Annotated in this window: 22 protein-coding genes; 15 read left to right on the top strand and 7 right to left on the bottom strand. The window is 66.8% G+C overall.

Annotated elements, in window-relative coordinates; all coding sequences use genetic code 11:
• Positions 1–187: 187 nt before the first annotated feature.
• The 3 genes from tnpC to tnpA all read right to left on the bottom strand — a co-directional run bounded on the left by tnpC (position 188) and on the right by tnpA (position 2,567).
• The gene (gene tnpC / locus ACFOGJ_RS24380) at positions 188–1,774 is read right to left on the bottom strand and encodes an IS66 family transposase (protein ID WP_379905560.1); all 1,587 of its coding nucleotides are present in this window, start codon (positions 1,772–1,774) and stop codon (positions 188–190) included.
• Between the two features lie 77 nt (positions 1,775–1,851).
• The gene (gene tnpB, locus ACFOGJ_RS24375; RefSeq protein WP_379905558.1) at positions 1,852–2,199 is read right to left on the bottom strand and encodes an IS66 family insertion sequence element accessory protein TnpB; all 348 of its coding nucleotides are present in this window, start codon (positions 2,197–2,199) and stop codon (positions 1,852–1,854) included.
• The gene (gene tnpA, locus ACFOGJ_RS24370) at positions 2,196–2,567 is read right to left on the bottom strand and encodes an IS66-like element accessory protein TnpA (RefSeq protein WP_379905556.1); all 372 of its coding nucleotides are present in this window, start codon (positions 2,565–2,567) and stop codon (positions 2,196–2,198) included. Before tnpA ends, tnpB begins: the two co-directional genes overlap by 4 nt.
• Positions 2,568–2,862: 295 nt before the next feature.
• On the opposite strand from tnpA, the gene ACFOGJ_RS24365 reads away from it, so the two are divergent.
• Positions 2,863–3,372, top strand: a complete 510-nt coding sequence (locus tag ACFOGJ_RS24365) for a helix-turn-helix transcriptional regulator (protein WP_379905554.1) — start codon at positions 2,863–2,865, stop codon at positions 3,370–3,372.
• A gap of 46 nt (positions 3,373–3,418) precedes the next feature.
• Here ACFOGJ_RS24365 and ACFOGJ_RS24360 read toward each other — a convergent pair whose 3' ends face one another.
• Together ACFOGJ_RS24360 and ACFOGJ_RS24355 are read right to left on the bottom strand one after the other, a co-directional pair.
• Entirely contained in the window at positions 3,419–5,404 is a 1,986-nt protein-coding gene (locus ACFOGJ_RS24360) for a Fic/DOC family protein (protein ID WP_379905552.1), read from the bottom strand.
• A 7-nt stretch (positions 5,405–5,411) separates the two neighbouring features.
• On the bottom strand, positions 5,412–5,657 hold the full coding sequence (locus ACFOGJ_RS24355) for a hypothetical protein (RefSeq protein ID WP_379905550.1): 246 nt from the start codon (positions 5,655–5,657) through the stop codon (positions 5,412–5,414).
• 458 nt (positions 5,658–6,115) lie between these two features.
• On the opposite strand from ACFOGJ_RS24355, the gene ACFOGJ_RS24350 reads away from it, so the two are divergent.
• A complete protein-coding gene (locus ACFOGJ_RS24350) occupies positions 6,116–6,280 on the top strand; it encodes a hypothetical protein (RefSeq protein ID WP_379905548.1) in 165 nt (54 codons plus the stop codon).
• A 57-nt stretch (positions 6,281–6,337) separates the two neighbouring features.
• Here ACFOGJ_RS24350 and ACFOGJ_RS24345 read toward each other — a convergent pair whose 3' ends face one another.
• Positions 6,338–6,634 (bottom strand): hypothetical protein, encoded by a 297-nt coding sequence (locus ACFOGJ_RS24345; RefSeq protein WP_379905546.1) that lies wholly within the window; start codon positions 6,632–6,634, stop codon positions 6,338–6,340.
• A gap of 1,042 nt (positions 6,635–7,676) precedes the next feature.
• Here ACFOGJ_RS24345 and ACFOGJ_RS24340 point away from each other — a divergent pair.
• The 12 genes from ACFOGJ_RS24340 (at position 7,677) to ACFOGJ_RS24285 (ending at position 17,034) form a co-directional block, all read left to right on the top strand.
• Positions 7,677–8,006, top strand: a complete 330-nt coding sequence (locus ACFOGJ_RS24340) for a DUF736 domain-containing protein (protein ID WP_379905544.1) — start codon at positions 7,677–7,679, stop codon at positions 8,004–8,006.
• A 744-nt stretch (positions 8,007–8,750) separates the two neighbouring features.
• Entirely contained in the window at positions 8,751–9,101 is a 351-nt protein-coding gene (locus ACFOGJ_RS24335; RefSeq protein ID WP_379905542.1) for a hypothetical protein, read from the top strand.
• 56 nt (positions 9,102–9,157) lie between these two features.
• A complete protein-coding gene (locus ACFOGJ_RS24330; RefSeq protein WP_379905540.1) occupies positions 9,158–9,499 on the top strand; it encodes a type II toxin-antitoxin system MqsR family toxin in 342 nt (113 codons plus the stop codon).
• Positions 9,480–9,767, top strand: coding sequence for a hypothetical protein (locus ACFOGJ_RS24325; RefSeq protein ID WP_379905538.1), 288 nt, complete (start codon positions 9,480–9,482; stop codon positions 9,765–9,767). Before ACFOGJ_RS24330 ends, ACFOGJ_RS24325 begins: the two co-directional genes overlap by 20 nt.
• Positions 9,768–9,949: 182 nt before the next feature.
• Positions 9,950–10,168 carry a hypothetical protein gene (locus ACFOGJ_RS24320; RefSeq protein WP_379905536.1) on the top strand — a complete coding sequence of 73 codons (219 nt, stop codon included), beginning with the start codon at positions 9,950–9,952 and terminating at the stop codon, positions 10,166–10,168.
• Positions 10,169–10,254: 86 nt separating this feature from the next.
• Positions 10,255–12,297, top strand: coding sequence for a ParB/RepB/Spo0J family partition protein (locus ACFOGJ_RS24315; RefSeq protein WP_379905534.1), 2,043 nt, complete (start codon positions 10,255–10,257; stop codon positions 12,295–12,297).
• Positions 12,298–12,371: 74 nt separating this feature from the next.
• Positions 12,372–12,833, top strand: coding sequence for a helix-turn-helix domain-containing protein (locus ACFOGJ_RS24310; RefSeq protein ID WP_379905532.1), 462 nt, complete (start codon positions 12,372–12,374; stop codon positions 12,831–12,833).
• 103 nt (positions 12,834–12,936) lie between these two features.
• The gene (locus ACFOGJ_RS24305; protein WP_379905530.1) at positions 12,937–13,479 is read left to right on the top strand and encodes a hypothetical protein; all 543 of its coding nucleotides are present in this window, start codon (positions 12,937–12,939) and stop codon (positions 13,477–13,479) included.
• Between the two features lie 751 nt (positions 13,480–14,230).
• Positions 14,231–14,629, top strand: a complete 399-nt coding sequence (gene ssb, locus ACFOGJ_RS24300; RefSeq protein ID WP_379905528.1) for a single-stranded DNA-binding protein — start codon at positions 14,231–14,233, stop codon at positions 14,627–14,629.
• A gap of 79 nt (positions 14,630–14,708) precedes the next feature.
• On the top strand, positions 14,709–14,969 hold the full coding sequence (locus ACFOGJ_RS24295; RefSeq protein WP_379905527.1) for a hypothetical protein: 261 nt from the start codon (positions 14,709–14,711) through the stop codon (positions 14,967–14,969).
• Between the two features lie 88 nt (positions 14,970–15,057).
• Positions 15,058–15,486: a hypothetical protein gene (locus tag ACFOGJ_RS24290; RefSeq protein ID WP_379905525.1), complete on the top strand. Its 429-nt coding sequence runs from the start codon at positions 15,058–15,060 to the stop codon at positions 15,484–15,486.
• 84 nt (positions 15,487–15,570) lie between these two features.
• On the top strand, positions 15,571–17,034 hold the full coding sequence (locus ACFOGJ_RS24285) for a DUF4942 domain-containing protein (protein ID WP_379905523.1): 1,464 nt from the start codon (positions 15,571–15,573) through the stop codon (positions 17,032–17,034).
• Between the two features lie 625 nt (positions 17,035–17,659).
• Here ACFOGJ_RS24285 and ACFOGJ_RS24280 read toward each other — a convergent pair.
• Positions 17,660–18,316 carry a lysozyme gene (locus ACFOGJ_RS24280; RefSeq protein WP_379905521.1) on the bottom strand — a complete coding sequence of 219 codons (657 nt, stop codon included), beginning with the start codon at positions 18,314–18,316 and terminating at the stop codon, positions 17,660–17,662.
• A gap of 420 nt (positions 18,317–18,736) precedes the next feature.
• On the opposite strand from ACFOGJ_RS24280, the gene ACFOGJ_RS24275 reads away from it, so the two are divergent.
• Positions 18,737–19,726, top strand: a complete 990-nt coding sequence (locus ACFOGJ_RS24275; protein WP_379905519.1) for a hypothetical protein — start codon at positions 18,737–18,739, stop codon at positions 19,724–19,726.
• Positions 19,727–19,962 lie beyond the last annotated feature (236 nt).

The following is a 19,962-nucleotide window of genomic DNA, read 5'->3' as shown; positions in this document are numbered from 1 at the left end:
CCCGCCACAGAGCGGCGGGCCGGCGGCTCTCTCCCGTTTTTAGCCCGTCGTTCCTTCGGATCACAGGGCCCGGGTCTGATCCCGGATCCCGGAGCCACTCACCCTGGAGGGCGAGCACGATAGCCCAAGACACCGCTAAGCGGTGCGATACCCCGCTGACAGGTAAGCGTCCGGTGATGGCCGCAGCTTACCGACCTTGCGCCCAATTCCAGGGCAGCAGTTCTGCGAGACGCTTTGCCGGGTGGGTGTTGATGCGGCCGATGACGTCGGCGAGCCAGGCCTGCGGGTCGATGTCGTTGAGCCGGGCGGTGCCGATCAGCGAGTAGATGGCCGCGGCACGCGCCCCACCAGTGTCGGAGCCGGCGAACAGGTAGTTCTTCCGGCCCAGGGCCACGGCCCGCAGGGCGCGTTCGGCGGCGTTGTTGTCGATCTCCAGATGCCCGTCGTCCAGGTAGCGCACCAGGCTGTCCCAGCGCGACAGGGCGTAGCGCATCGCCGCCGCCATGTCGGAGCGACCGGAGAGCTTCGTGAGCCGCGCCTGCATCCAAGCGGCAAGCTCCTCGGCCATTGGCCGGCTGCGGACGGAGCGTATGCGTCGGCGCTCGTCCGGCGGTTGGCCGCGGATCTCCGCCTCCACGTCGTAGAGCGCGCCGATCCGATCCAGCGCTTCCTTCGCCAGCGGGCTCTGCTTCGCGGCGTAGAGGTCGTGGAACTTGCGTCGGGCATGCGCCCAACAGCCCACGGGGATCACCGGGCCGGGCAGCCGGTCGGGCTCGTAGAGCGCGTTGAACCCGGCATAGGCGTCGGCATGCAGGTGCCCGGCGAAGCACGCCAGATGCGCCTGCGGGCGCTCGCCCTTGCGGTCGGGGCTGTAGAAGAAGGCAGCTGCCGGTGGCGCGTCGCCGCCATGCGGCCGGTCGTCGCGGACATAGACCCAGAGCCGGCCCGTCTTCGTCCGGCCCGCGCCCGGGGCCAGCACCGGCACCGGCGTGTCGTCCGCATGCAGCCGCGGCGCGGCGAGCACTTCCGCACGCAGCAGAGACACCAGCGGCTCCAGCAGCGCCGCGGAGCGGCCGACCCAGTCAGCCAGGGTGGAGCGCTCCAGGTCTATACCTTCGCGGCCGTAGATCTCTGTCTGCCGGTAGAGCGGAAGATGGTCGGCGTACTTCGACACCAGAACATGCGCCAGCAGCCCGGGCCCTGCGCGTCCCCGGTCGATCGGCAGGTCCGGCACCGGCGCCTGGGCGATCGCCTCGCAGGTCCGGCAGGAGAGCTTCGGCCTGACATGCCGCACCACGTGGAAGCGCGCCGGCTCGTAGTCCAGGATCTCGGTCACGTCCTCGCCCAGCGGGCGCAACACGCCACCGCAGGAGGGGCAGGCGCAGGGAGCCTCATGCACGACCTCTCGCCGCGGCAGGTGGCCGGGCAGTGGTCGCCTCACAGGCTTCGCCTTCTCCGCCGCATCCACCGGATCCGACGACGTGGCCGGCGGTCCCGATTGGGCGATATCCTCTTCCAGATCGCCCAGTTGCAGTTCCAGCTGCGCGATCTCCCGGTCCAGCTTCTCCGAGGAGCGGCCGAAGGTCATCCGGCGCAGCTTTGCCAGCTGCACCTTCAGCTTCTCCAGTTCCAGGGTCTTGGCCACCAGGCCGGTGCGGGCCTGCTGCAGCTGCTCCGTCAACTCGGCGACGGCGCTCGCGGCAGCCTCTCGCTCCGCCAGCAGCAGCCGGCGCAGGCTCTCGACGTCATCGGGAAGGGTGGTGTCCGGCGACATGCCGGATTCTAGCATCCAGACCGCCGCGACGCCGCCGCCGCAGGACCGGCAGCGGCAGGTGAGTCAATCGGTCGCGCTCAGCCGGCCAGTTCCGGTCGCCAGGTGCGCCGGGGCATCCGCCAGTCGATCCCCTCCAGCAGCATCGCCAGCTGCGCCGGCGTCACCGCCACCCTGCCGTCCGCCGGCGAGGGCCAGACGAAGCGGCCACGCTCCAGCCGCTTGGCGAACAGACAAAGACCCTGGCCGTCCCACCACAGAAGCTTGATCAGATCCCCGCGCCGACCGCGGAAGACGAAGACATGGCCGCAGAACGGATCACGGTGCAGCACCTCCTGCACCTGACGGGCAAGGCCGTCGAAGCCGCGGCGCATGTCGGTGCGGCCGGCACAGAGCCAGACACGGGTACCCGGCGGCGGCGCGATCACCGGCGGCCCAAAGCGCGGAGCACCCGTGACAGGGCCTCCGCATCCACTGTCCGGTCGACCCGGATCCGGACACCATCGGGAAGCGCAATCTCCATCCCTCCCGGGCTGGAGCAGGCTTCCGGATGGGCCGTGTCGGCGGCGATCGCCACCTCGACAGGCAGGAAGCCAACCGGCTCCGGGTTCCGCACCACGCCCAGTTCCTGCCGCCAGCGATACAGCAGCCCGCGATCCAGATCGTGCCGGCGGGCAACCTCGGTCACCGTCACGCCGGGCTCGAGCGTCTCGCCGACAAGCCGCTCCTTGTCCGCACGCGACCAACGCCGCCGGCGAACCACACCGCTCAGGATCTCCAGACGCTCGACAGTCACGTGGCTATCCTCGTCGCCAACAACGTGGCTTACGCCACCGCGACAGGACAGCTGGCTATGCCGATCCGAACAAGGCGGTCTTCACCGGACGCTTACGCTGACAGTGGCAACATGTGCGATAGGGCATCGTCGCCATGCCGACATGCCGACATGTCGGCATGTCTTGAAACAGAGATCCTATAGTCGCTCCCGCGCGAACTGCTTAATTCGGTGTTTCAGCAAACTGCATAATCCTGGACATATTGTCGCTAATACGACAAAATGTCGGAGTTTGGACAAAAGGAGGATTAGCGTAGTGACCATATCTGCGGCGCAGTGCCGGGCGGGCAGGGCATTGCTCGATTGGTCGCAGGACCGGTTGGCTGAGAGTGCCAACGTTTCACGAACCACGGTGGCGGACTTCGAGCGCAACACACGGCAACCGATCAGGAACAATCTCGTGTCGATCGCCGCGGCGATGGAAGCAGCTGGTGTGGCGTTCATATCCGACGACGACCAGGGGGCCGGAGTCCGCTTCCGCAAAGTCGAAATCGAGTACAACAACAAGACCGTTCGAGAGCGGGGCCGTGGGTATGCGATGTCGATCAGGTACCGTGGCGAACCCTATGAGCTTGTTGTTGATCGAGACGCTCTCGATGACTTGGATCGGGCGACCTATCGTTCTTCGGCTGAATATGCCGAGGCCTACGCGAATCACCTGCCCAAGATTCTGATAGCTGCGAAGAAGGCGTTGGACGCCGGGGAAACCTCCGCGCAGGGCGAAATCTATCTCAGTCATGATGCTTTCCCGCCGGAGCTCTTCTAGAGGTCGGGAAGGTTGTTCTGGCCGGCCGCGCCAGGTGCCGGAGGGGCTATCGCTCCATGCCGCGGCCCCGCCCGCGGTCAGGGGTCCTGGCGGCTTGCCGGGCGGATCGGAGTTCCGTGGCAAGGAGCTGCCTGGCTTGCGGCTGCAGAGTCCGTCGCTCGGTGGGCGACGTCGCCTCCGCAAGGGCCAGAATCGATGCCCTGGTCGGCCGGTCCGGCACCTGGTGACGTTCCAGTCGTGACTGCTGCTCTGCGATGGCAGTCGCGCGACGTGGTCGATCCTGTTCTGCTGTGCTGCTCTCGGCCCGTGCCGCAGCCAAAACGGGCAGGTCTTCTGCGACCTTGGCGGCGAGCTCCTGGGCGCGGCGCCGGTCGCCGCTTCCAATGACGCTGCCGCCCTGCAACTGGCCGAAGCTTGCCGGACGGGATTTCAGAAGCTCCGCAGTCTCGTGCGGGCCGTTGGCGTCAAGGTGGCTGAGCAGGGTGTCGCGGGCCTTGTCCGGGTCGCGGAAGATCCGGGGCAGCCGCCGTTCGACGTCGCGGAGCTGGCTCCTGGCGATCTCCGCCTTGCCGTCGATCGCCGCCTGCGCCTCTCGGGCCGCTGCGAGGCCCTTGTAGATCTCTTCGTGCTGCGCCGTTGCGGCCCGGTGCGCGGCCACGGCATCGAGGGCGTCGGTGAGCTGCTGCAATGCGCCCGAAACCCCAGGCCCCGGCTTCTGCGACGGCTCAGCTCGTCGACCGCCTATCTCCTTGTTGGGTCGGATGGCTTTGGCCCGTGCGGCCCGCCGCTCGTCGCGGGCTTCCTGCAAGGCCGCGCGGATCAGGTCTCGCTCGGAGCGGCCGAATTCCCCTCGTGCGGTCCGCGGCAGCGCCGCCCAGGCCTCGATCAGAGCCTGCCGTGGGTTGGTTGCCTCGGCGGTGCCGAGCTGATGGGCCGCGACCTGGCGCGCCTGCCCTGTCCGGTTGAGGTCCTGCTCGAGCCGCTGCAGTTCCTTGTCGGACCGCCGGGCATCGGCGCGGGCCTGGATCGCCGTCGGCAGGGCGGCGGCGATCTCCGCCACGACCGGCGCGCGGGTCGCCTCGTCGCGAAAGGCCGCGGCGATCTTCCCGAAACGCTGGGGCCGGTCGCGGAGGGTCTGCAAGGCACGATCGGGGCCCTCCGCGGCGGCCGCGGCGTTGAACTTTACAAGAGCCTCGGGTCCCGCATAGAGGCGGTCGAAGCCGGCGCGGACCTGGCCGGCGGCGGCTTCTCCGGCCTGCACATTGGATCGCAGGCGGTCGAGCTCGCCGGTCAGCCGCCCATGGGCGGCCTCCGCGGCGTCCAGGTCCTTGCGCCGTGCCTGGACAAGGCGCATGCCGGCCAGCGCGTCGGTCACCGCACCGGTGGCTGATGCGGCAGGTCTGCCGGCAGGCGCGACCGTGAGACTGCGCCGCGACCGTGCCGGTGCAGGCTGTCCTTGATCGAGGGCGGTGCGCACCAGGTCGCGAAGCGGCCGCTCGTCGCCGCTCAACCGGCCGGAGATGAAGGCCGCACGCCAGGCGCGCGGATCATTGCCCTCCGGCCGGATCTCGTAGCCGGCCTCCTGTCCCATGCGCCAGAGCAGCGCCTGGGAGGTGCGGGTATTGCCTTCCCGGAACGGATGAATGGCATAGACCTCGTGCAGGACGTCCGCGGCCTTGTCCGCGAACGCGTCCCTGTCCAGGCCCTTCAACGCCTTGCCATTGTCGATATAGGCGAAGACACGCTTCAGCCCGTTGTCGATTTCCGCCGGCGGCCGGTAGTGAACATCCCCCTCCGGCGCGGGCTTGAACATCGAGATGGTCCGCGGCTTGCCGGCCCAGTCGTAGACGTCCTGGAAAATGTGGCGATGGAGTTTCTTCAGGCCGGCCGGGGTCAGCGGAACGACCGGCAGTTCTGTCAGACGCAGTGAGGTGGCAATGGTCTCGCGACGGTGAAGCTCATCCGCATCCCGAAGGCCGAATTTGTTCTTTAGGACCGAAGTGCCCGCGTAGAGATAGGGGTCGTCCGCCACAGAGGCTTTAGTCGTTGGGGCAGGTCTTCGTCTCGCAGTGACGAAGCGCAGCCGCGACGAGTTCGTCGCCCGTCAGCCCCTGGCGGATCAAGGCTCGGACGGCAGCGTCATCCTCCGGAGAAATGACATGACCCGCCACCTCACTCGCAAACTTCGCGCGATCGAAGTCCGCCAGCCGGCGGGCCGCATCCCGATCCTCGGCCGGCTCTGCGGCGGCCGCGTCGGGAAGCTGGTATGCAAGAGGCTGTGCCATAGGTCCGTCCTGTCGCGTGTCGGCAAGTGGATATATAGGGCGGCACCCCACTTGCCGCTATTAAACATTATAGCACAAAAGGGCTGAAACCGGCCGGATTTTCGGCCTTTCCGGCGACACTACGGAATGCCAAGCCAGAGCCCTCAAGCCGTTCGACCCGCTGCACAGGTCATCCCCTTCCGGCGCTTCCGAACAATGGGTACCTGGCAGCCCGCGGCGCGGGACCGGCGGCGATCGCCGCCTGCAAGCGGAAAATCGGCTCCCCCGGCCTGCGGCCGGTCCCCCCAATTTTCCGCTGACTCCCGCCCCTCAACCGGGCCGCCAACCGGATCCCATCGAAGCGCCAGACAGAAGGGGATCCGACATGAGCAACAAGCCGATCGACAGCCTCGACCTCTACCGCCAGTACCGGGATGCCGGCATTGACGACAAACAGGCCGAGGCGCACGCATGACATCATGGCCAAGGCACTGATCCCGGCGATCCAGGACATGATGGACCGCCAGACCCAGACACTCCGCGAGGAGCTGGACCGCAAGCTTGCATTGGCCAAGCTGCAGATCATGCTTGCGACCTTCATCTTCGTCGCCGGCGCCGCTCTCATCCGGTACCTCACCGGCTGAGCGTGGAAATGCGCCGGCGGTTCGCCGCCGGCGCCGGCCTGGCCTACAGTCGAGGCGTCAAGCCACCACCCGTAGAACAGTCCCGCCGGACCTGGTCCTCGGCCTATCGCTGCAAGCCGCCCAGGCCATGGCGCCGCCCAGAGTCTCGAACCACCGTCGGTCTTGCTCCAGAAAGCCATTCCCGACCAGGTGCCACAGCTTCAGGAGCGGGAGCTCCAGCGGGCTCCGGTAGACCAGGGCCGTCCGGACGCCGCGGCGGTACTCGAAGTGCCCCAGATAGTCACCCAGCTGTCGCATCTCCTCGATCGTGAAGGTCGAGAGATCCGCCTGCCGGAGATCCCAGACGGTCGCCATTCCTGAGCACCAGGCGCGATCAAGGGCGACCTCGGCGAAGGTGTTTCGGAGGGTAGACGCTGTCGCGGGGCCGAAGTGCGAGATAAGCAGCACTTCGCGGGAACCCACTGGAGCATGTCTGTAGGGCATGACTGTCCGCAGCCTCCGGACGATGCTTGTCTGGAACAATGGAACGTCGAAGGCCCTGCGGGAGTCAAATCTTTAGCGTGTAGGCGGTCCCTCGTTCAGCAACCCGCGCCAGGCACAGGGGGCGTCCCCGGCCGGCTCTGCCGGCCACGGCAACCCGCTCTATTGCGCCAGGCGGCGCCGGCGGCCTTCGGCCACCAGCCCCGCCCAGCTCCACCGAGCCCGCAAGCGGTCTCGGCCATCGGGAGACGATCGGGCGCAGGGTGCCGCGGGGATTGGTGACAGGCTTCCGGCAATCCGCACCGGGCGCCCCGCCTTGCGGTGATGCGCCTCGGCCTGCTGGCCGTGGCCGGCGAAGCTTCGGCCGCCATCAGGGTTCCGTTCCGTCTGCCTGTGCCTTGTGCGGTTCTGGCTGAGGCGATCGCCGGCGGCCGGATCCTCTGCATGGCTGCGTCTTCTGGCGCTCGCTGGCCTTGGCGATGTTCCGGCCGGTTCTGCCGGGCACCGCCGGCGGTGATCGGGCTCGGGGAGGCTTCGGCCTGGGTCTGCGGGACCGGGCGCTTGGCCTTCGTGGCGGATCGGGGGAGCGCCTGGCCGTTCTGCGCTGACATCGCCAGAGAGGGCTGCCTGTTGCCAGTGATCTCCTCACGGGCCGGTGTCACGCCGCTCCCAGCACGGCCTTGATTGACTTGCGATCTAGCTTCGGGACCGGGCAGCTACGCTGCCCTGAGCTTCAGCCGCAACGGGGCGCCCTGGCTTTTTTCCCCGCCGCTTCGCGGCTCCTCGCGGATCAAAAAAGCCCTGTCGCCCCATCCTCCGCTGCGCTGCGGCCCTTCGGGTGCGGCCCGCTCTCCCTCCGCCCCTCCGATCGCCATCAAGGCCGCGATGGGCGCGGCACACCACGAGGAGAGAGATCATGGCAACCATCGGCACGTTCACCCTGGCGAAGGACGGCAGCTACACCGGTCAGATCCAGACCCTGGTCCTGAAGGCCAAGGTCAAGCTGGTCCTGCAGGAGAACAAGCCTTCCGACGATGCCCCGGACTACCGGATCTTCGTCGGCGGCACCGAGGTCGGCGCGGCCTGGAGGAACATCGCCAAGACCAGCGAGCGCCCCTACCTGAAGGTGAAGCTGGACGATCCGACCTTCCCGGCGCCGATCTTCGCCAGCCTGCACCAGGCGGAGGAGGGCGGTGACGGCTACAACCTGGTCTGGAGCCGGCCGAAGGGCCGCGGCCGGGATTGATCCCGGCGGCCGGAGGGCGCCTCGCCGCAAAGCGGGGCGCCCTTTCTGCTGCCTTCAGCATGGGCGGAGGGGCTGGAGGGGCGCCGGCCTGCTTGCCGGGACCTGCGTCCCGGCGCGCAGGCGGCGCCGATCGGGGCGCTCCGGCTTCAGGTCGATGTTGCTGCTGTTGATGCTGAAGCTTCGATAACAGCAGGGCCGACAGGGTTCGAAGACGTGGTTGCACGCTGAGGGATGGTCGACGTCGGGCAGAGGCGCCCCCGCCTGGCTCCGCCTGGCGGGGTGACCCGCTCTATTGCGCCTGGCGGCCCGGGCGGCCTTCGGCCACCCGCCCCGCCAGGCTCCACCGAGCCCCGTGCCGGGTCTCGGCCCTTTCGGGTGACGATCGGGCGCAGAGGCTGTGGCGTCGCCGGCGGCCAGGTCGCGGCGATCGATGAGCTGGTGGGGCAGGGGGCGGCTGCAGGGCCCTGCCTTCGGTCGCGGGCCCTGCAGGTTCGGCGGCCGCCCTCCGGCCAGCCGGCATCTCCTCACTTGATAATTCCTAATGGCTTCGCCCTCGCGCGCTTCGGAAGGATTCGACGGTCTCCCGAGGCTCAGTCGCTGCGCTCCCTGCGCCCGCCGTCGAATCCTCCCTCCGCTTGCTACCCCCTGCTCCGCGCGAACTCGGGGTTCAGGACGGGGCCTGAACCCGCCTGACACAGGCGGGGGAAGGCCTCCGGCCTTGGAAATCGGAGACGGAGGCGCGCGATGTTCGACTACTGGAGGGACCATCCCCACCCGCTGACCATCACAGAACGGCGGTTGAAGAACCGGGAGGCGGCGGTGCGGCGGCTGGAGCGGATGCGGGCGCGGAAGGAGCCGATGAGGGTCAGCAGCCGGCCATGGGGCAAGGGGCTGTGGTCGGTGCAGAACAGCCACGATCTGCGGACCTATGGGCCGTTCCCGATGGAGAACATGGCCCAGGTCAGCCGGCTGATGTTCGCCGGCGAGTGGAGCAGGGAATGGAACGAGAAGCTGCGGGCGCCGGACGAGGTGATCTATGGCCGGTCCTGCCTGGACGAGGGCGACGAGGGGGAGGGGGAGGCGGCCGCCGCATAGGCGACGCCGACCCTGAGTGATGCGGCAGGCTGAGAGATCGCGGGAGCAGGGGCGGGATGGACAAGCGCACGCCGACACATGACCTGGAGGAGTTTCAGCGGTACTGGCTGCGGTGGTGCATGGTGCCCAACCGACCGAAGCTTGCGACCACAACCGCGATCCACAGCGCGGTGATCCTGGGCTTTGATATCGCCTCCTGGACCCGCTGCATCCTGTCGATGAAGCACCACCACTTCTACAAGTCGATGACCGCCAAGCACGATCATCGCCGCTGGCAGGATGTCTACCATGTGCCATTCGAGGGGATGACGTATTATGTTAAGTTCACCGACACCGGCCTGCGGGCCTTTCGGCTGCTGTCCTTCAAGGAACGTGACGATGACCGCCCCTGGACATGACGACGACGAGCGCCACCCCGAGACGGGAGAGCGCATGAGCCGCGGCGTGCGACGGCAGAGCTTCACGACCCAGGACGGCGGCAGCTACAGCTATGACCTGCCCGGATGGTGGACCGCGTCAGGTGCCGGCATGCACGCCGGCGGCGACATGGCCGCCGCCTTCGAGGCCGGCGCCCGCATCGACGCCGAGCGCAAGGCGGCGGGGCTGCCCACCCTGCGCGAGCTGCGCCGCGCGCGCGCGGCAGCTCGGGCCCGATCCGGGACCTAGCGCCGGCCGGCCAGACCCCGGCTCCCACCCTGAAAGACCCCGCCTTCGGCGGGGCTTTTTCATGACCGAACGCGATCCAAGGTCCCGTTTTGTTCTTGCTATAATATGCGGTAATGCGCATAATGCAAACATCAGGCGGCGCTTGTGCTGCCGGATCGAAAAGAACAGAAGGCTCGGACAATATGGATGCCAGACGAATACTTGAGACGCTTGACGGCGCGAACGACGAAACCGTTCTGGAAGTCGCGGTCTACACGACCATTGACTGCGTCGACGGGGCCACCGGACCCGGCGGCTACCTGCGCGCCCTTGGCCACATCCGCCCGGACGTGCTCGCCGAACTCGCCGCCCAGGCCGGCGACGTCGAGGACCAGCTCGCCGCCGCCCTGGGCTCCGGCTGAACCCGATCCGGCGGGGCAGGGATCTAGCACATCCCGGCCGCGCCACACCCGAACCACCCGACAGAGCCTTTCAAGGAACCATAGCCATGGCTACAGCCACCAAGACGAAAGCCATCAAGGCCGCGACCAGGGCCACGCCCCGGCCGTCCAAGGCGCGCAAGCGCAGCGCGAAGGCCGAGGCCGCGCCGAAGGCAGAGGCAGCCGGGCAGGGGACGCCCGCCGCCGCTGCCGAGCTCCGCGAGATCCCGCTCGCCAAGCTTGTGCCCAGCGAAGCCAATGTGCGCCGCACGCGCGGGGATGACATCCAGGGGCTTGCCGCTTCCATCGAGGCCCTCGGCCTGCTGTCCAGCCTGACCGTCGCTTCCGTCGGCGAGGCCGGCACTTTCGCCGTCGTCGCCGGCGAACGCCGCAGGCGGGCCTTGGTCCTGCTGGCCGAACAGGGGCGCATTCCCGCCAGCTTCCCCGTTCCCTGCCGCATCGTGGACGGCGGCAGCGCCACCGAGGTTGGTCTGGCGGAGAACGTGCATCGGGTCGCGATGAATCCGGCCGACCAGGTGGAGGCATGGGCACGGCTGGCCGAGGAGGGCCTGGGCGTGGCCGAGATCGCCCGGCGGCATGGCGCAACCGAACGCCAGGTGGCCGGCCGCCTCGCACCGGAGATCCTTGACGCCTTGCGAGCGGCGGAGATGAGTGTCGAAGCCGCTCAGGCATTCGCCCTGACCGACGACCATGAGGCCCAGAAGAAGGCGTTTGAAATCTGCGGCCGCGCCTCTGGCGGCTACTACGATCCCCGGCAAATCCGCACCGTTCTGACGCCCGGCGAGATCCTGCACACCGACAAGCGCGCCCGGTTCGTCGGTGCAGAGGTCTACCGGGACGCCGGCGGCAGCATTCGGGAGGACCTGTTCGACGAAGATCGGTACTTCACCGATGCCGGCCTGCTGGACCGGCTCACCCTGGAGAAGCTGGAAGGAGAGGCGGAAAAGCTGCGAAGTGAGGGCTGGGGCGAGGTGCAGGTCAGCATCGAACGCAACTATCGCATCCGGCCCGGGCTGCAAATCCTGCGGCCGACCGAATCCCCGCTGAGCGAGGAAGATGCCACCGAAGCGGCGCGCCTCGAATCCCGGATCGCGGAACTGGAAGACCTGCCGCTCGATCCCGAGACTCAGGACGAGGATCCGATCGACGACGAGCTGCAGGCATGCCAAAAGCGGCTCGGCGAGATCCAGGGCAAGCGAATGGTCTACACCGCTGAGGATAAGGCCCGAGCCATCCTGTTCCTCTGCCTGGACTATGACGGGAAGCCTGATCGGGGCTGGCCTTACGCTCCATGGGAGAACGAGGACGCGCCGGAAGGGACGGGGTCCGCCAGCCCCGACAACCGGCCCGGCCCATCCAAGGCGGACGTGCCGAGTGGCCCGGCCTATGGCAACGGTCTACGGGACGACCTTGCCGCCCTACGGCGGCATATGGTCCGGGCGGAGTTCCTCGCCCATCCGGAGATCGCCCAGGACCTGCTGCGGTTCCACATGATCCGGCAGGCAATCTGCGAGGGCAGCTCCGCAACGCCGTTCCAGGTGCTGGCCAGGGAGAGCAGCAGCCGCACCTGCAGCAGCGCTGGCGATATGGGCCGCCTTGCCGCTTTTGGCGAGATCGAGGAAGCCGTCAGCCACCTGCGGATGGACTGGCTGGACCTGTTGCCGGACGTCCCCCGGGCGTTCGAGGCATTCCTGGACCTCAGTGAGGCCGACAAGGTCGCCCTGATGGCGCATGTGGCCGGGCTGGCCCTTCACGGCGGGCTGAGCGACAACGCCGGGCCCCACCACCACAGCCTGGAGATCGCCCTGCATCGCATGGGCAGCGAGCTCGCCCGGCACTGGACGCCGGATGCGACCTTCTTTGCGTGTCTGAGCAAGGCCCATATCCTCGACATCCTGAGCAAAACCCTCGGGCCGGCGATCGCGGCGCGCCATGCCGGTGCCAAGAAGGCCGAACTGGTCAAGGTGGCGGCACGCTATTTCGACGACAGCCTCAGCGCGGCCGAGCGGGACATGGGTGATGACGCTGCCGAGCGTGCGGCCGCCTGGTTGCCCGAGCCGATGCGCGTGTCCCTGCCTGCATCCGTCTAGGGTTGGCGGACCAATAGGGCAGGGGGCGGCTGGCGATGCTGGTCGTCCCCTGCCGTCCCACAGGACAGAATCTCATGGCCCATCCATCGGAGGCGCGCAGCGACTGGCGCGCAGTCGCTCGATGCGGCTATATCCAGGCCGCGCCGGCCGCCGTCCGCAAGCGGCGGCAGCGGGCTGCGGGCTGCCCTGCCCAAGACCGCCGCGCCCAGGATCAACAGGTCGGGTGCCCCCACAGCCCGGTCCGCACCGGGCCGCCGCCCGATCCGACCCCGACTGCAGTCGAGCCCAGCATGGACAAGCGTACCCTCAAGGAGATCCGGAAGGCCCGGCGGCGCACCCAGGTCGAGCTCGCGGCCAAGCTGCAGATCAACCAGAGCAACGTGGCGCGGGCCGAGCAGGCGCATGATGCCCGGATCTCCGACCTGGCCGCCTATATCGAGGCCCTCGGCGGCCAGCTGGAGCTCGTCGCCCGCTTCCCCGGCGAGGCGCCGGTCCTGATCGATGGCATGAGCAACGATAAGCGTCTAAAGCCTTGATCGTGTTGATATTGCGACTACCGCTATCGCGGTAGTGCACCCTGATACCGTGCGTCCTACGGTTGCTGTGGCTGCGTTATTCTCCTCCCTGACGAGGCACTGCATGCATTTCGTAGTCGGACCCGCCGATGTCGATCCGCGTTTCCAAGATGTAATCCTTCCCCTCGAAATCGCCGAAACCTATTGGGGTATCCCCGCCCACGCGCGCATCCTCGATGCCCTGGCCGAAGAGCCCTGGCAGCAGGACCTGGAGATCGAGGCTGTTCGGCGCGCCGGCAAACTCGGCGCGCTCTACATCGATGCCGAAGGCGATCTGCGCATTCGCCAGCCGGAGCCGCCGTCAGCCACCGAGTGCTGCCTCTACGAATACGGCCCTGTCGGCTTCTGCCGGACCGCCATCGCCACCGGCACGCCCGAGCATTTGACCGCGCTTCTGGGCGATCGCCTGCCGGACCTGCCCGCCAGGCGCTGGGCCGGGCATCCCTACGACCTCTTCGCGTTTGCCCGGAACGTCCAGAGTCCCGCGCGCAGCGGCTTCGCCATCACTTCGCTCGCCGCCAAGGTCATCACCTTCCCCGGAAGCCATCGCAGGCCATCCAACGAGGCCGGACCACCTTTCAGTCACGACGCGGCAAACCCAGGCTGATCCCGCGCAGGCGCTGCCGGCCGTGGCGATCCAGAGTTCATCCCTGTCGACATGTCGGCAGGGACAAGTACCGGAACCAGTGGACGGCGCCGGCGCCGCGTTGCGGCCCCAGGGCAACCCGCTCTGCGCCGCCTGGCGCCCCGGCCGGACATGCTCCGGCCGCGCCGCCGGGCTCTGCCGAGCCCCGCAGGCGGGTCTCGTCCCATCCGGGCGACGATCGGGCGTAGCCGCAGCTTCAGAGCAGCACTCCCACAAGGCGCCGGCGGCAGGATGGCAGGACGGCAGGCGCAGGGGCAGGGGGGGCCACCCTCGCCCCGAGCTTCGTGCCTGTACCCGCCAGCCGCGCCGACCGGTGTCTAGGGCCGTCATGCTCGCCGTCCAGGGCAAGGCGCTCCGCGCCGGCTCCGCCGCCCTTGACGGCTGCGACGCGCCGTCCCTTCCCGACACCTGCGCGGCTCGGAAGTACAGGCACAGCCCGGAGCTCTGCTCCGAGCGGCCATCGCAACGGCCGGCCTGCGGCCGACGATCCTTTACTTGGGGTCCTGGGGTTTCGTCCCCAGACGACGAGCGCTCTCCAAAGTACAGGCGATGTAGAGGGGGCTGCAACAGGCAAAAAGACAATAAAAACAGCGGTTCGGGAGAGGGTTTTAGTTGATGGAATATGCGTATTGAGGCATAATAATAAGCATAAACAAGGGGAAATAAAGACCGGAGCGGCCGGTCACCCCTAAGACCCGAAGGAGAAACCAGAATGAGCGGCACCCTGAACAAGGTCATGCTGATCGGTCATCTCGGCCAGGACCCCGAAGTCCGGTCGATGCAGTCCGGGGACAAGGTCTGCAACCTGTCGCTGGCGACCGAGGAAAGCTGGAAGGACAGCCAGAGCGGGGAGCGGAAGACCCGCACCCAGTGGCACCGGGTCGTGATCTTCGGCCCGCTGGTGAAGGTCGCCGAGAGCTACGCGCGCAAGGGCGCCAAGGTCTATGTCGAGGGGCAGATGGAAACCCGCAGCTACACCGACGCCAAAGACGTCAATCGGGAGGTGACGGAAGTCGTCCTGCGGCCCTTCAACGGCACGTTCAACCTGCTGGACCGCAAGCCCGGCAATGCCGACAGCGAGGAACCCGCCGAGGAAAAGGCGACCGCATGAGCCCAGGGGAGGGGCGCCGCAGCAGATCGCCGGCGCCCCATACCCCAGCCGGGCAGGCCTAAGGCCGGGAGAGGCAGCCATGTCCGAAGACGCACGCAAGGACCGCCAGGCAACCAGGGACGCGATGCGACGCGCCCGGGAAACCTTCCGATGGTTCGAGGCACGCGGGGAGACCCCGATCGGGCCGATCCGGTTTTCCAACGCACGGACCGGCCAGCTCGTCGCCGCCGTGACCATTGGGGAGCGGGGCAGGGTGGCCCTGGTCCCGTTCCACACCGCCGGCGCACCCAACCCGCAGGGACGCCACCGCACCCGCAGCAACAGCCCCGCCAGGATCTAGCACATCCCGCCGGGACATCCGCCGAAACAGCCGACAGAGCCTTTCAAGGAGATCGACCCATGACCTTTGCCCCCGTGACCTTCGCCCCATGAACTTTTCACGGGCCTGCGATGCGGTCTTTGCCGCAGCCACCATGCCAGATGGCTATACCGGGCAGCGTGCCCTCGTCGCCTTCGCCCTCGTCGACGGCCGGGTCTACACCGTCACCGAAGCCGGTTGCTTCTGGTCCGGGATCGATGCTCAGGAGATCGGCGGGGCGCTTACCCTCCTGCGCGCCCGCGAGGCACGCCGGCAGATCCAGGACCTGCGGGCGGCCGTCGACTGGTACCCGCTCCTGCGCATCCTGGACGGTCCCACGGAGGCGGAGATCGAGATCATGGTGGAGAAGGCGATCGACAACGCCGATCGCCGCTATGCCTGCGGCGATTGCAGCCGCGGCGAGTACGAGCAGCGGATCCGCCAGATCGACCGCGCGGCGAAGGCCGCCCTCGCCAGGCGACCGCGCAAGGCCGCCTGAAAACGAAAAGGCGCCGCGGGATCTAGCACATCCCGACGGCGCCACTCCCGAAACACCCGACAGAGCCCTTCAGGAGCCAGAATCATGCACCCGGAATCCGACACCGGCAAGTCCACAGCCCTTGTTCCCCGCGAAACCGTCGAAAGCATCGTCGCGCGGCGGGCCCAGGCCCTCGACCTGTACGCCGAGGCGCATCACGCCCTTGAGGCAGCGTCCGAGGCCCTGGATGCGGCCCGGACTGCGGAGGCCGCGCTCTCGGGCAGCGCCAACAGCTTTACCTTCCTCAGCGAGAAAGAGCGGAAAGCCTTCGTAGATCGGCTGTGCGTGCCACCGCGGCCCGACTTCCTGGCCACGGCACGGCGCCTGACCGATATCGGCATCTGGGGGCGCCTGGTGGAGCTGACCGAGCTCCAAAGGCTGATGGACAAGCAGGCCAAGGACGAGCTCCGGACCCAGCTGCAGAACGAGGCGCCGGAGGCCACGGCCGAGACGATCTATGCGACCCTGGAGCGCTTCGCCCTGGACGCCGGCACCATCTTCCGGCGGGGCATCGCCAATGCCTTTTCGAGCCTCGACCGGCGGTTCCGGAGCCATGACGGATGGAAGATCGGAAGCCGGGTCATCATCACCAGGATGTTCGATGATGGAGGTTGGTGGAACCACTACAGCAACACCCGCGACACACTGATCGACATCGAGCGGGCCTTCTACGTCCTGGAGGGGCTGGAGCAGCCCGCCAACTATGGCGGGATCGTCGGGAAGATCGACGCGGCGCGAACCGGCGGATGGGGCGCCCGACAGACGGAGGTCGAAAGCGAGTATTTCACCGTCCGGATCTTCAAGAACGGCAACGCTCATTTGTGGTTCCGCAGGGACGACCTCCTGCGCAAGGTCAACAAGCTGCTGGCGGAATATTATGGGGAAGTGATCCCTCACGAGCGGGACCCGGACCCCGATACCGGCTTCGACAAGGTCAAGACGACGCCGGCGAAGCGCTTCGGGTTCTATCCGACCAGCGAGGGCATGGCCGAGGATATCGTTCGCAACTGCCAGCTCTACCGCCGCGAGGATCAGCCGGGAATGACGGTGCTGGAACCGAGCGCCGGGACCGGCAACCTGGCCCGGCCCTGCGTCAAGAACTGGCGTGCTGCGGTCGACTGCGTCGAACTGCAGGACCATCTGGCGGCTGGCCTGCTGGCCGAGGGGATCTATCGGCGGGTCTGGCAGGCGGATTTCCTGGCCATGCGGCCCGATCCTGACAAGCTCTATGACAGGATCATCATGAATCCGCCGTTCGACCGCGAGCGCGACATCGACCATGTCTTGCACGCCCTGCGCTTCCTGAAACCCGATGGCTTCCTCGCCGCGATCATGAGCGCTGGCACCGAATTCCGGGAGACCAAGAAGGCAGTCCACTTCCGCGCGCTGATGGCGGAGAAGCGAGCCAGGTTCAGCGACCTGCCGGCCGGTTCGTTCGCGCATGCCGGGACCTACGTCAACACCTGCCTGCTGCGGGTCTACGCGGACGGACGCACGGTTCCCTATTGAGGGACCCGCCGGCCGCCGGCCCGCCACAGAGCGGCGGGCCGGCGGCTCTATCCCGATTGCGGGCTTGCCGATCCTTCGGATCAGTGGGCCCGGGTTTGGTCCTGGACCTCGGAGCCGCGCAGGGGTCGGGCAGGGATGGCGCGTCGCAGCCGTCAAGGGCGGCCCTTCGGGCCGGCGGCTCCGCCGCGGACCCTGGACGGCGAGCACGACAGCCCTAGACCCCGTCAAGCGCGGATCTGCGGTTCTGGACCTTGGTGGGCGCCGGGGGTGAACGGCCCCCAGCGAAGCGGCCGGGGGCCGGGAGGGGGCGGAGCCCCTTCGGGGCGCAGTCTGGCCGCGCGCGGAGCGTCGTTGAGGGGTTTCATCAATTCAGACGCAGTGCTCAAAGGGCTGCGCGGCGCACGTGTTGTCCTTGCCCCAGATGCGCCGACGCAGTACGGGCCGAAAGAGTTGGTTACGGTCTGACCAGCAGATGCATTCGTGAGTGGGCTGGCCACGGTGGAGATTGGAGAGCCGTAGGGGAGCGAGCTCCCCTCGGACATTCGGGAAAAAAGAAGCAGCCGGCCTTTCGACCGACTGCCTCTTTAACCCTTGTGAATCCGATCGCGTGGGCTAGTGCTTCGGGCTAAGTGCCTGGCAGTTCCCCCAGGAACAGGGAGCGCTCAACCTCGCGCCGCACCTTGAGGCCGGGCAGCATCGTGTTGCCCACGAATACCCAATTCCGGAACTCCTGGGCGGCACCAACGCGGTCGTTGGCGTTGAGGCGTTTAAGTAGGGTCGACCTGGCTAGATTGCCGACCCCGAGATTGTAGACGAAGCTCGTCAGGGCGTGGGACTCGTGATCTCGCAAAGGGACTGTGACGAGGCGGCGCACGCCTTGCGCGGCCTTTGCGAGATCGTCCAGAAGGTGCCTTGTCGCCTCGGCTTCGGTGATAGTGTCGCCCGGTCGGACGCCTTCCGTCGTCCCGTACCCGATGGTGTAGGTACCGCCCGCATCCTTGTAGGCGTGTGCCCGGAATCCTTCGAACGACTTGATCAGATCGACGACGGCCGGGGGGATGGTGTCGTTTAGGTGGTCATGGCTGGCATGACCGATGTTCGCCCGCTGCTGAGGGGCCGGGAACTGCAACCGCGCCTCAAGCTTCGCCGCTACGCCGTTTCTGGTGTGGTGGGTTGCGGTTGCTGTGAGCTCGACGCCTACGTCCGCGCAAGCGACGAGAGCAGCGGTCAGCCCAATAGTGACGGCCCCCCGCAGAGCAAATGAGAAGTGATTCCGATGCATGTTGGAGCTCCCAATGCGCTGGGGCGCTCCCAGCGATTGAGATGACGATCATTTATTTTTCTCCGAACCCAAAGAAAAGACGTTGTATTACATACATTGAGTTATTTAGAATTCATATTAATAGAAGTAATACATAGCCCGTATAACATGTTGTGGGTTTCGACTGGCGGGCTGAATCAGGTTGGAACGGGTGATGTGTTTCGATTCACTTGAAACACGTGGCGTCATACACGCCGCGCGACACACATGAGAAATCATTCTGTCGATCGCGATTTCGTGAAACAACAACTCGCGCTGCGTTGCCGCTTGGCCCTTTTTTCGCCCAATTCACGCTTTGGGATGATGGTCGGGGTGCGAACTGGAGCGCGGTTCGTCATTAGTTAGCAACGTTCGTCGCTACGCAGCTGAAGGCGATATCAGATGAACTTTCTCCCCCCTGAGAGGGAACAGACTAGCGATCTAGCCGGAACAGACGCTCTGCGACTTGCCTTCTGGAATGAGGCCATTGCTGAGGATGATGGCCTCTGTGGGTTCGGAGGCGTCATTCGTTTCACCATCATGGCCAGGGTATGGAGCACGAAGCAGACCCAGCTGACCTACGAAGAGCGGCTGGAGACAGACAATCGGGCAGAGTTTTTGAGGTCCGTCGTGTGGCTCGACAGGCAACTCGAGCACGACATCAAGGAGCTCCACAAGGGCGCGTTCAAAGACTGCCCCTCGGACGCTGGTAAGGTCCCTGGCCTCTTGCGCGACTTAGCGGAAAGGCCGGGCTACGAAGTTATGCGCCGTCTTTATATGCATCACATTGAATGGACGACGAAGCCAGACAAAGTCGTCAAAGAACTGAGCCTGCGTGAGCTGGCGAAGAAGACAAGCCCCGGCGGCAGCGATGCCAAGATCTCCTGGGCTCCGACCGCCCGGCTTGTAAAGGGCTACGATTTCCTCGGCATGGTTCGGCTACGGATCGACAGCCCGGTAGACGGGGAGAGTGCGGGCAAGGTGCCGGCAAAGAACGCGACCATTCTGGTGAGTCTGACCGAGGAAGGTCTCGAGGTCATGGATTTTGTCGCCGAAAGGAAACTGCAGATGTCAGAAGCTTTTGTTGCCAAGGGAGTCGAGCGTAGGACTCTGTACCGGGAAGCCCGGGAGAAGGCCGGTGGTCGGAATCTCTTCAGGCTGCGCCGCCTTGTAGGCGTCGGCCTGAGCGTGGTCGTGTTTTCAACGGCGGCCCTCCTCGCCAATGCCGGGTCTGACTTGACGTGGTCGAGGAGTCTGGTCGCCGAACTGGGCATCGACGCGATGCACGATCCGTCACGAGGGGTGGCCCTTCCACCTGACGCCTTGATCGTAGCGAATGTTGCCGGCGTCGCGGAAGAGAACGCGGAGAAGCAGCCGAAGATCTTCTCGTAAGGGTTCAGCTGTCACTGCTGCGTGGTGTCAGAAGCGAGAGTACCTCTCTCGACCAACTAAGGCAGAACCCTCATTTTGTCCTGCCACCTTGCTATCTGCCGCTTAGGCTCCGCAAGTCTCTTGGGCCGATAGCGAACCACACAAGGTGTAGGAGACCAGACGGTTTCTCTACGAGGCTGGGTGCGCGGAGCCCCACTGGACAGCACGCCGCCGGCCCGCCACTTCGCGGCGGGCCG

The organism is Marinibaculum pumilum, assembly GCF_042646425.1.
Lineage (GTDB): Bacteria > Pseudomonadota > Alphaproteobacteria > Ferrovibrionales > Ferrovibrionaceae > Marinibaculum > Marinibaculum pumilum.
This window is presented reverse-complemented; position numbering and strand designations above follow the sequence as displayed.